Genomic DNA, 10435 nt, shown 5'->3' with positions numbered 1-10435 from the left:
GACGGCGGCTACTCGACGTCCACCAGGGAGGGCTTGGCGTCGGCCGAGCGCTCCGCGAGCGGGACGATCTCCTGCTGGCTGGCGAGCAGTTGCTGCCGGTCGGCGCCGGCCGCGCTGACCCGGGAGATGCCGGCCTCGCGCAGGGTCAGCCGCTCGGTGTCGATGCGGACGACCTTCCAGGCGAGCCGGGTCTTCTCCAGGCTCCAGATGAAGACGGCGCTGATGTCCACCTCGTACCAGCGCATGCCGTGCCGGGCGGAGCGCGGGAACGCGTGGTGGTTGTTGTGCCAGGCCTCCCCGAAGGAGGGGATGGCGAGCCAGGCGACGTTGCGGGACTCGTCGGTGGTGGTGAAGCGGCGGCGGCCGAAGACGTGGCCGATGGAGTTCACCGCGTACGTGAGGTGGTTGACGAGGAACAGCCGCACCAGGCCGCCCCACAGCATGCCGGTGAGCAGCGCCGTCCAGTCGCCGCCGGTGAAGGCGAAGCCGAGCAGACCGGGCAGGGCGATACCGGCGAGGACGACGAGGACGAAGTTCTCGCTGATCCAGCGCAGCGGCTTCTCGCGGGTCAGGTCGGGGCAGTAGCGCAGCGGGTCGGAGGTGAGCCCGGTGTCGAAGAGCCAGCCGAGGTGGGCGTGCCAGACGCCGGCCAGGGTGCCCTTGACGCCGGGTTCGAAGCCCAGGTGCGGGCTGTGCGGGTCGCCTTCCTTGTCGGCGACGCGGTGGTGCCTGCGGTGGTGGGCGGCCCAGATGATGGGCGGGCCCTGGCCGGCCATGGCGCCCCAGGTGGCCAGGGTGTAGCGGATCGGCTTGTACGTCTCGAAGGAGCGGTGGGTGAGCATCCGGTGGTAGCCGGTGGAGACGCCGAACCCGCAGATCACGTACATGATCACCAGGACCGCGAGGTCGCTCCAGCCGAAGATGCGGTTCCACAGCAGGACCATCGCGGCGATGATCCCGATCAGGGGGATGATGGACGCCGCCAGGATGAACCAGCGGTGTTCCTTGCCGTCCATGCGTCAGGTGCCTTTCCGGGTCGGGTCGGACAGGGAGTGCCGGTTCAGGAGGTTCCGGCGGATCCGGCGGATCCGGCGGATCCGGCGGACGTGCCGGTGGCGGCGGCCGTGGCGGCGGCCGCGACGCGGTTGAGCCGGTCCATGCGGGTGGCCAGCGTCATCCGGCCCTCCAGCCGGAAGGCGGGCGGGCGGCGGCCGTCCACGTCGTCGAAGCCGTACTCCTCGGCCAGGTCCCCGGTGGTGAGGACGGTGCCGGCCCGCTCGGCGACGGCGGGGTCGGCGGCGAGGTGGGCGACGGCGCGGCCCACGTACTCCACGGAGTGCAGGACGGCGGCGGGCCCGGCGCTCAGCGCCTCCCAGGCGGCCTCGACCCGCTCGGTGCGGACGAACCCGGGGTGCAGGGCGAGCGCGGTGACCCCGTGTTTGCGCAGGTCGGCGGCGAAGGCCCGGTTCAGGCGGTCGGAGCCGTGCTTGAACACGTCGTAGGCGGCCTGCCCGAGGTAGGTGTCGCCGTCGGTGAAGCCGATGCCGATGACGAGTCCGGCGCGCTGCGGCAGCATCAGCGGGACGAGCAGCCGCGTCACGTCGTACTGGGCGCGCAGCGAGGCGGCGCACAGGTCGTAGCGCCACATCGGCTGCTGCCAGAACGGGGCGTCGAAGCGTACTTCGGCGGAGCGTTCGTAGCCGGCCCAGGCGTTGTTGACGAGCAGGTCGAGCCGGCCGTGCCGCTCGCGCACCAGGCCGGCGAGCGCCTCGTTGTCGGCGTCGCGGGTGTGGTCGCAGCGCACCGGGATGCCGGTGCCGCCGCGTGCGGTGATCTCCTCGGCGACGTCCTCGACGGTGCCGGGCAGGCCCTCGGTACGGTCGCCGGTGCGGGAGGAGCGGCCGGTGACGTACACGGTGGCGCCGGCCGCGCCGAGCGCGAGCGCGATGCCGCGGCCCACGCCGCGGCTGGCGCCGGTCACCACGGCCACGGTGCCGTCCAGCCGGGGCGGGCGGGGGCCTTCGCCTTCTGCCATGGGTCAGTTCCCTTCGGAGGGGGCCGACGCGTACCGCAGGGTGCGCAGGTAGGCGTCGGTGTCGCGGATGTCGGGCAGCCCGAAGCGGGCGCGCAGTTCGGGCAGGGAGGTGGGCAGGACGCCGCCGGAGGCCATGGTGACCTCGCTGACGTCGCGCAGCACCGACAGATAGGAGCGGGCGAGCGGGGTGAGGCCGGACAGGTCCCGGCCGCGCTCGCTGTCGGGGTGCACGACGGGCACCTGCGGCAGGGTGCGGCCCAGGCTCGCGGCGTGCTCGGCGCACACGGCGAGGGTGGTCTCCATGTCCATCGCCTCCGGGCCGTAGGTGACCCAGAACTCGCCCTCGTCCACGCCCTGTTCGATGGCGCGCAGCACCGCCTTGGAGAGCAGGTCCTGGGGCACGATGTCGGTGCGGTTGCCGGGGTGGGCGAGGATGAACGGGGCGCGGCCCCGGCACATCCAGTCCGACAGCAGCTGGACGACCTGGCCACGGGAGGTCCAGCCGGTGCGGGAGTCGCCGATGAGGTTGGTGGGGCGGAAGACGGTGTGCGGGACGCCGCTCTTGGCCAACAGCTGTTCGGCGGTGAGCTTGGAGCGGACGTACGGGGCGGTGATGTTGGTGTCCGGCAGCGGGGCCGCCGCGCCGGGCAGCAGGGCGGCGACGAACGCGGTGGACATGAAGTGCACGGCGGCACCGGCCGTTTCGGCGAACTCGGCGACGCGGCGGGTGCCTTCGATGTTGACCGGCTCGTACCGTTCGGCGGGCAGGCCCCATTCGGTGAGCCCGGCCGAGTGGATGACGACATCGACCTCGGCGGCCAGCACCCGGTAGGTGCCGGCGTCCAGGCCGAACCGGTCCCGGGTGAGGTCGCAGTGCACGGTGCGCACCGCGCGGCCGGCGTCGATGGGGCCGCGGGCGGCGGCGATCAACCGGACGTCGGCGGGCTCGCGCAGCAGCGACTGGCCGACGACGCCGCCGGCGCCGGTGAGCAGGACGGTGGGCGCGCTCATGACCGGCCCTCCCGCCACTCCATCAGCCGGGTCACGCCGCGTACGCCGGCCGCCAGCAGCGGCTCGGGCGGGAAGGACGGCTGGGAGCGGCCGGGGCCGTCCACGTACAGCAGCCGGGTGAAGTCGGAGTCCTTGCCGAGGACGAGGTCGCGCAGCACCTTGCCGCCGGTGTGGGTGGCGGAGATGCCGTTGCCGCAGAAGCCGTACCCGTACAGGATGTTGCCGGGCAGGGTGCCGAAGTGCGGGGCGAAGTCGCGGGTGATGTCGATGGTGCCGCCGTAGGCGTAGCGGAACCGTACGTCGTCCCACATCGGGAAAAACCGCCGGAACTCGCGGAGCAGTTCGCGGTAGGCGCGCGGCTCGTTCATGCGGCGGCGGCGCAGGTCGCGGCCGGCGAAGTACAGCACCGGGCCGCCCGCCCACAGCACGCGGTTGTCGGCGGTGAAGCGGGCGCAGGTGAGGAACGTCTTGGCCTCGACCAGTCCCTCGCGGCCCGCCCAGGCGATCCGGCCCAGCTGGGCGTCGGTCAGCGGGTCGCTGACCAGGGCGTAGCTCCACACCGGCAGGACCTTGTTGCGGAAGCCGGGGAAGGTGAACTGGTGGGCGTTGGCCGCCAGGACGACCTTGTTGGCGGTGATCTTGCCGCCGGGGGTGTGCACGGTGGGCCGGACGCCGGGCCGCACGCGCAGCGCCGGGGTGCGGTCGTGGATCGTGACGCCCTGCTCGCGGACGACGCGGGCCAGGCCCCGGGCCAGCTTGTACGGGTTGATCAGCGCGCCGCCGGTGCGCAGCGCGCCGGTGAGGGCCGGGGAGCCGATGATGTCGCGGGTGGCGCGGGCGTCCAGGAGTTCGGGCGCGGCGCCGCCGCTGAGCCGGGCGGCGAGCGCCCGGTCGTGGGCGAGCCGCTTGAGCTGGGCGGGGCTGGTGGCGGCCAGCAGGTAGTCGTTGGCCTCCCAGTCGGCGTCGATCCTGTTGCGGCGCAGGAAGCGGCCGATCTCCAGGATGGAGCGGCCCACGGCCTGGGACGCCTCGGCGGTGCGGCGCTCGCCGAACCGCTCGACCAGGGCCTGGATGTCCTTGCCGATGGTCGGGGTGACGAAGCCGTCGGCGCGGCCGGAGGCGCCGTAGCCGGAGTGTTCGGCCTCCACGACGTGGATGTCGAGGGCCGGTTCGGCCTGCTGGAGGAAGTGCGCGGTCCACAGGCCCGCGTAGCCTCCGCCGACGACGGCGACATCGCAGTCGATGTTCTCGCGCAGTGGCGGTCCGGGCTCGGCCGGTGCGGTCTCGTGCCAGTAGACCACCTTTTTCAGCTCGTCCAGGCGCATGTCACCGCACCTTTTCGAAGGTGATGCGGGCGAGTCCGAGATGGCGCCGGTCGAAATGGTCGGCGGCGGAGCGCAGATAGCGCTCGTAATGCGCGGTGGTCTCCTCGCCGACGAGCGCGATCGCCTCGGTGCGGCGGGCGGTGAGGCGGCGGTGCCATGCGCGCAGGGTGCGGCTGTAGTGCGGGGCGTCGTTGCGGAGCGAGACGACGTCGAATCGCCGCTCGGCGCCGTGGATCACTTCGGAGAGGGCGGGGATTTCCGACTCCGGGAAAATCATGTCCATGATGAACAGCTGGTCGCGGACCGTGGCCCGGTCCATGACGACGTTGTTTCCCTTGACATTGGTCTGGAGCGCGAGCCGGCCGCCCGGCGGCAGCCAGCCGGCGCACCGCTCGAAGAACTCCCGGTAGGCGGCGACCCGTTCGGCGCGCGGCAGGCCGGGCGCGGCGAAGTGCTCGAAGGCGCCGATGGAGATGATGGCGTCGTAGCCGCCCCCCTCGGGGCGGTGCTCCTGCCAGGGTTCGAGCCGCACCTCGACGCCGGGCGGCGCCTGCTCCCGTACCAGCGCGGCCTGGGTCGCGCTCAGGGTCAGCCCGACCGCCTCCGGTACCTCATACACCTCGGCGAGCCGGCGCAGCAGGCTGCCCCAGCCGCAGCCGATGTCCAGCACCCGGCGGGCGCGGCCGGCCCCGGCCTGCTCGATGAGGTGGTCCAGCTTGCGGCGCTGGGCGCACTCCAGGGTCTCGGCCGGGTCGGCCGGCTCCTGGTAGAGCGCGCAGGTGTAGGTGAGCGAGGTGTCCAGCCACAGGGCGTAGAAGGCGTCGGAGACGTCGTAGTGGTGCTGGATGGCCTCGGCGGTGGCGCCCTGGTTGCGGACGGCGCCGGGCGCGGGCGCCGGGGCGGGGGCGCTCATGCCTCCACGCTGCCGAGCTTCGTGGCGCGGGCCAGTTCGACCAGGTCGCCGACCGTCTTCACATTGGCGGCCTGGCCGGGGTCGAATTCGATGCCCACCTCGTCCTCGATCGCGTAGACGATATCGGCGATCTGGAGGCTGGAAAGGCCCACGGTTTCGAATTCCGTATCGGCGTTGAGCGTGTGCTGGGCCGCCTTGGCGCCCAGCTTCTTCGCCATGAGATCGCAGACCATGGAAACGGTGACCATCGGGAACTCCCTGGCTGTCCGGTGGATGGAGGACCACACCCTAGGTCGGCGGCGGCGGGCGGCGGCATGGCAATCCGCTAGCAGCAATCTGCCAGGGCCCGCGCCCTGCCATGGATGGCAAGTTGCTGCGGGTGGCGGGGAGTTGGCGCGCGGCATAGAAAGTCCTGACCCCCGCACCACGACTTCCCGGATCGGGCCACCATCATGGGTCACTCATCGCGCACGGTTGATTACATCGTCGCTTTCCTGAGGAATCAGGGAGTGCACGATGTGTTCGGAGTGGACGGAGCGAATATCGAGGATCTTTACGACGCGGTGCAGTCGGCCGGGGCGCCGCTGCGGGCCCTGGTGGCCAAGCACGAGTTCTCGGCCGCGACGATGGCCGACGGCTACCACCGCGCCTGCGGCCGCCCGGCGGCGGTCGCCGCCACCTCGGGCGCCGGGGCGATGAACCTGGTGCCGGGGCTCGCGGAGCTGCGCGCCTCGCGGGTCCCGGCACTGGCTCTGATCGGCCAGCCCCCGGCGGCACTCGACGGCACCGGCTCCTTCCAGGAGACCTCCGGCGCGGCCGGCACGATGGACGCGGAGCGGCTGTTCGCGGAGATCGGCGTCTTCTGCGCCCGGGTGCGGGAGCCCGGTGAGATCGTGACGCTGCTGCCGCGCGCGTGGACGGCCGCGCTGACGGGGCCGGGACCGGCCGTTCTGCTGCTGCCGAAGGATGTGCAGCAGGCGGTACTCGGTGCGGACGCCGCGGCGGGAGGCGGCCCGGGCCCGGTCGAGGTGCCCGGACGTCCGCTCTCCCCGGAGCGGACCCGCCGGGAGGCGGTGCGCGTCCTGGCCCGTGCGGCGGCAGAGGGCGAGGTCGTCGTGCTGGCGGGCCCCGGGGTGATCCGGGCGGACGCCCGGGACGAACTGGCCGCCCTGGCCTCGGCGCTGGACGCGCCGGTGGCGGTGGCGCCGGACGCCAAGGACGTCTTCGACAACGGCGATCCGCGCTGCCTGGGCGTGCTCGGGCCCTCCGGGGTGCCGGAGACGGACCGGCGGATCGAGGCGGCGGCGGCCGTGGTGCTGGCCGGCAACCAGTTGCCGCAGCTGGCGGGCGGCGCGCTGCGCGCGCGGCTGGCCGGCGTCCCGGTGGTGAGCGTGGACGGCGGCACGGCACCGCTGCTGCCGGAGGACCACCCGCGGCTGATCCGGCTGACCGGCCCGATCGCGGCGGAACTGGACACGCTGGCGGGCGCGTTGCGGGCGGCAGGAGGCGCGGCGGCGTCGGCGTCGGCGTCTGCGGGCGCCCCGGCGTCAGCGGCGCTGCCGAGAACGGCGGCGGCCACCGCCGTACCCGCCCCGCCGGACGGCGCGCCGCTCGACCTGCCCACCGCCCTCGGCGTCCTCGCCCGCCGTCTTCCCGACACCGCCCAGCTCGTCGTCGATGCCGGGAACACCGGCGCCACCACCGTCCACCAGGTGCCCGCCCCGGCCAAGGGCCGGTTCATCACCGCGCTCGGCATGGGCGGCATGGGCCACAGCTTCGGCGCCGGGATCGGGGCCGCGCTCGCCACCGGGGCGCCCACGTACGTCGTCGCCGGGGACGGCGCGTTCTACATGCACGGCATGGAGATCCACACCGCCGCCGAACTCGGCCTGCCCATCACGTTCCTGATCGTCAACAACAACGCGCACGCCATGTGCCACACCCGCGAGCAGGTGTTCTTCTCCGGCGACTACACCTACAACCTCTTCCGGCCCGCCCGCATCGGCGCCGGGGTCGCCGCCCTGTTCCCCGGGGTGCGGGCGCTGCACGCGGCCGACGCCGCCGCACTCGACCGGGCGCTGGCCGAGCCGCCGGACGGACGCCCCGTCCTGATCTCCATCGACACCGACCCGCACCAGGTACCGCCGTTCCGGCCGTTCCACACCCACAGATAGGACCGCCATGTCCAGCAGCATCGACGACATCCCCGGCCTGATCCGGATCGAGAACACCCCGCAGGAGCAGGCCATCGGCCTCGCCGCCTCCTACACCCCGGGCCCCTCCCCGTTCGTCACCGTCGAGGAGTACATCGACGCCCCGCCGCAGGCCGTGCACGCCTACCTCAGCGACATCCGCAACCTCGACGAGTTCACCTACAGCACCCGCGCCTTCCGGCCCGTCGAGGGCAAGCCGGGCCTGTACGAGGGCCGGGACCCGCTCGCGCACCCCGACACCAGGATCTTCATGCGGGTCGAGTCCGACCCGTCCGCGCTCACCGTCGACATGCACTGCGCCTGGGACCAGGGCGAGGAGCTGTGGATGGTGTACCTGCACCGGATCGTCGACGCGCGGACCGTCCTCGGCAAGCCCGGCTCCGTCGTGCTGTGGACCAACAGCCGCCACCCGTACTACGACAAGAACCCGTTCCCCGAGCTGTCCCCCGCCCCCGAGCGGCCCTGGGTCGGCGACTTCTGGGACATCTTCGCCGCCGCGCACGCCCTCGAACTCCAGAACCTCAAGCGCATCCTGGAGCACCGGCACGGGGGCGGCGCCGCGTGAAAACCGTCAGCCTGCTGGAGGTCGCCTCCTACCTCCCGCCCCGCAAGGTGCCCACCCAGTACTTCCTCGACCACCAGGACCCGGACAGCCCGCTGGCCGACAGCACCATGTTCGGCGCGCCCGCCTTCCGGCACCACGTGGACCGCGACGAGAGCGCGGCCGACATGATCGAGAAGGCCGCCCGCGTCCTGCTGGACCGCATCGGGCCGCGCGAGGCGTCCCAGATCGACGTGGTGCTCACCAACGTCCTGCTGCCCGATCTGCCGATCACCGGCGCCGGGGCGGAGGTCAGCCACCGGCTCGGGCTGCGCCCCGACTGGGTGCTGGACGCGCACAACGGCGGCTGCGCCTCGTTCATCCACATGCTGCGGCTGGCCCGGGTGCTGATCGGCAGCGGGCAGGCGCGCGCCGCGCTGCTGTGCAACGTGCAGAACTGCGCCGGGAACGTCATGACCCAGTCGGAGGTGCGCAAGCTGCCCGAGGCGGTGGTGCCGGGCGACGGCTGCGGTGTCGCCTACGTCGCCGCCTCCGAGGAGTCCCCGGTGCTGGCGATCGAGACCCGCAACCTGGGCGAGTACGCCAAGGACTGCGGGCTGACGCTCGCGGACGGCCGCAAGTACTGGGAGCCGGGCGAGTCCCAGGTGCACGTCGGGTTCACGCCCGGCAAGATCGCCGACATCGTCGAGCGCGGCAACCGGCTGGTGCCCGAGACGGTGCGCGCGGTGTGCGACCGGCTCGACATCGAACCGGGGGACCTGGACACGCTGATCACCAACCAGCCGAACCGGGTGTTCCTGCGCAAGTGGCAGGAGCGGCTGGACATCAAGCCGGACCGGCACCTGGACACCTACGACCGGTTCGGGAACCTGTTCGGCGCGGCGGTTCCGGTGACCCTGGACCACGGGCTGCGGGAGGGCCGGATCAGGGACGGCTCGCTGCTGATGCTGGCCGGGTTCGCGCACGCCGGTGACTTCGCCGGGGCGGCGGCCGTCCGGTGGCGGGCCGCCGCGTGAGGATCCGGGGCCCGGTGCGGCCGCACCCGCGCCGGGCCCCGGTGTGCCTACGTCCGGCCGGTGCCGTCACCCCCGCTCACGGCGTCGCCCGGGCCGGCGACGGCGGCCACCAGCGCGCGGCCCAGCGGGAGTTCGGCCACCGGCCAGCGCCCGCCGCCCGGCGGCCGGACGGTGCCCGCCCGGTGCCCGGCCGGCCAGGCGCCGGCCAGCACCTCGATGGCGTGCAGCCCAGCGGCCGTCCCGGTGCCCAGCACCTTGCCGACCGCTTCCTTGCGCACCCAGCCGCGCAGCGCCTCGCGCTGCCGCCACGCCGCCGGGAGGCCCGCGATCCGCTCCCGCTCGGCGGCGCTGAAGCAGCGCCGCAGCACGGCGGGCCCGACGCCGCCGCCCGGTGTGTCGCCGGCCGCCTCCTCCACATCGACCCCGACCGGCCCCGTGGCCGACAGCGCCAGCAGCCACCAGGGGCCGGAGCGGGACACGCTCAGCCACAACCGGCGCTCCCGGCCCAGCAGGACGGGCGGCCCGTGCCGCTCGCTGCCGCAGCCGGGGCACGGGGCGCGGCCCCAGGCGAGCCGGTCGGGCGCGGTGCCGAGCGCGGCGCCCAGGGTGCGGCGGATGCCGGCCCGGGCGGCGATGTAGTGGGCGCGGGCGGCCGGGTCGGCGATGCGGTGGGCGCGGGCCCGTTCCGTCCCGTCCAGCAGGGCGCCGTCCACGTCCGGGCGGGGCGCCGCCGGGGCGTGGCCGAGCCAGACCGCGCACCGCAGCCCGGGCACGGTCAGCCGGCGCGCTGCCCCAGGATGCGGGCCACGTGAACGCGCGAGGGGCAGCCGAGCTTGCGCATGACCTGCCGCAGATGGTTGACGACGGTCCATTCGGAGATCTCCAGTTCCCGGCTGATCTGACGGTTGGTGAGGCCCTTGGCGACCAGCAGGGCCACCTCGTGCTGGCGCGGGGTGAGTCCGTCGCCGGGCAGCACCGCGGGGACCGCGTCCCGGGGCGCCGGGGCCGAGTCCGGGGCCTGGGCCGGGGGTGGCTCGGGCAGGACCAGGGGCACCGGCACGGGTACGGCGACGGGTGCGGGCAGGGCCAGGGTCATGGGCGCGGGCTGCGGCCCCGGGGCCGCCCGCCGGGCGTCCTGGAGGGCGGCGAGCACGTCCTCGGCCTGGTACGGGAAGCCCGCCTCGGCCCGTCCGCTCAGGGCGATGGCGCGGCGCAGGGCGTTCGCCGCCCGGTCGGGGTCGCCGGTACGGGCGGCCAGCCGGGCCAGGGTGAGCAGCGCGGCGGCGGCCGGGCCACGCGCGGGCGGGCCGCCGGGGGGGGCGGCGTATTCGGCGCTCTCCTCCAGTTGCGCGGCGTACTC

11 protein-coding genes are annotated in these 10435 nt (G+C 73.9%); 3 read left to right on the top strand and 8 right to left on the bottom strand.

The window, feature by feature from the left end; genetic code table 11:
- Positions 1-8: 8 nt before the first annotated feature.
- The 6 genes from ACFV5N_RS18360 to ACFV5N_RS18335 are packed head-to-tail and all read right to left on the bottom strand — an operon-like array spanning position 9 to position 5532.
- Positions 9-1016: an acyl-CoA desaturase gene (locus ACFV5N_RS18360; RefSeq protein ID WP_176127993.1), complete on the bottom strand. Its 1008-nt coding sequence runs from the start codon at positions 1014-1016 to the stop codon at positions 9-11.
- Between the two features lie 44 nt (positions 1017-1060).
- Positions 1061-2035: an SDR family NAD(P)-dependent oxidoreductase gene (locus ACFV5N_RS18355; protein WP_385600687.1), complete on the bottom strand. Its 975-nt coding sequence runs from the start codon at positions 2033-2035 to the stop codon at positions 1061-1063.
- A gap of 3 nt (positions 2036-2038) precedes the next feature.
- Positions 2039-3046 carry an SDR family oxidoreductase gene (locus tag ACFV5N_RS18350; protein ID WP_385600684.1) on the bottom strand — a complete coding sequence of 336 codons (1008 nt, stop codon included), beginning with the start codon at positions 3044-3046 and terminating at the stop codon, positions 2039-2041.
- Positions 3043-4371, bottom strand: a complete 1329-nt coding sequence (locus ACFV5N_RS18345) for an FAD-dependent oxidoreductase (protein WP_385600681.1) — start codon at positions 4369-4371, stop codon at positions 3043-3045. Before ACFV5N_RS18345 ends, ACFV5N_RS18350 begins: the two co-directional genes overlap by 4 nt.
- A gap of 1 nt (position 4372) precedes the next feature.
- Positions 4373-5284: a class I SAM-dependent methyltransferase gene (locus ACFV5N_RS18340; protein WP_385600678.1), complete on the bottom strand. Its 912-nt coding sequence runs from the start codon at positions 5282-5284 to the stop codon at positions 4373-4375.
- Complete coding sequence (locus tag ACFV5N_RS18335) at positions 5281-5532, bottom strand: acyl carrier protein (RefSeq protein ID WP_019432768.1); 252 nt, start codon at positions 5530-5532, stop codon at positions 5281-5283. Before ACFV5N_RS18335 ends, ACFV5N_RS18340 begins: the two co-directional genes overlap by 4 nt.
- A 204-nt stretch (positions 5533-5736) precedes the next feature.
- On the opposite strand from ACFV5N_RS18335, the gene ACFV5N_RS18330 reads away from it, so the two are divergent.
- Genes ACFV5N_RS18330 through ACFV5N_RS18320 form a run of 3 tightly spaced genes read left to right on the top strand, consistent with a single transcriptional unit; the run spans position 5737 to position 9075 of the window.
- Complete coding sequence (locus tag ACFV5N_RS18330; protein ID WP_385600676.1) at positions 5737-7458, top strand: thiamine pyrophosphate-binding protein; 1722 nt, start codon at positions 5737-5739, stop codon at positions 7456-7458.
- Between the two features lie 7 nt (positions 7459-7465).
- Positions 7466-8062, top strand: a complete 597-nt coding sequence (locus tag ACFV5N_RS18325; protein ID WP_385600674.1) for an SRPBCC family protein — start codon at positions 7466-7468, stop codon at positions 8060-8062.
- Positions 8059-9075 carry a 3-oxoacyl-ACP synthase III family protein gene (locus ACFV5N_RS18320; RefSeq protein ID WP_385600671.1) on the top strand — a complete coding sequence of 339 codons (1017 nt, stop codon included), beginning with the start codon at positions 8059-8061 and terminating at the stop codon, positions 9073-9075. The genes ACFV5N_RS18325 and ACFV5N_RS18320 overlap by 4 nt, the downstream gene beginning before the upstream one ends.
- Positions 9076-9122: 47 nt before the next feature.
- Here the strand turns inward: ACFV5N_RS18320 and ACFV5N_RS18315 are convergent, their stop codons facing one another.
- The gene (locus ACFV5N_RS18315) at positions 9123-9848 is read right to left on the bottom strand and encodes a 4'-phosphopantetheinyl transferase family protein (protein WP_385600668.1); all 726 of its coding nucleotides are present in this window, start codon (positions 9846-9848) and stop codon (positions 9123-9125) included.
- Between the two features lie 2 nt (positions 9849-9850).
- On the bottom strand, positions 9851-10435 hold a 585-nt coding region (locus ACFV5N_RS18310), incomplete at its 5' end, for a LuxR C-terminal-related transcriptional regulator (RefSeq protein WP_385600665.1).

This window comes from Streptomyces sp. NPDC059853 (assembly GCF_042731495.1).
Classification (GTDB): domain Bacteria; phylum Actinomycetota; class Actinomycetes; order Streptomycetales; family Streptomycetaceae; genus Streptomyces.
The sequence above is the reverse complement of the archived record's forward strand: the minus strand, read 5'-3'. Positions and strand labels throughout refer to the sequence as shown.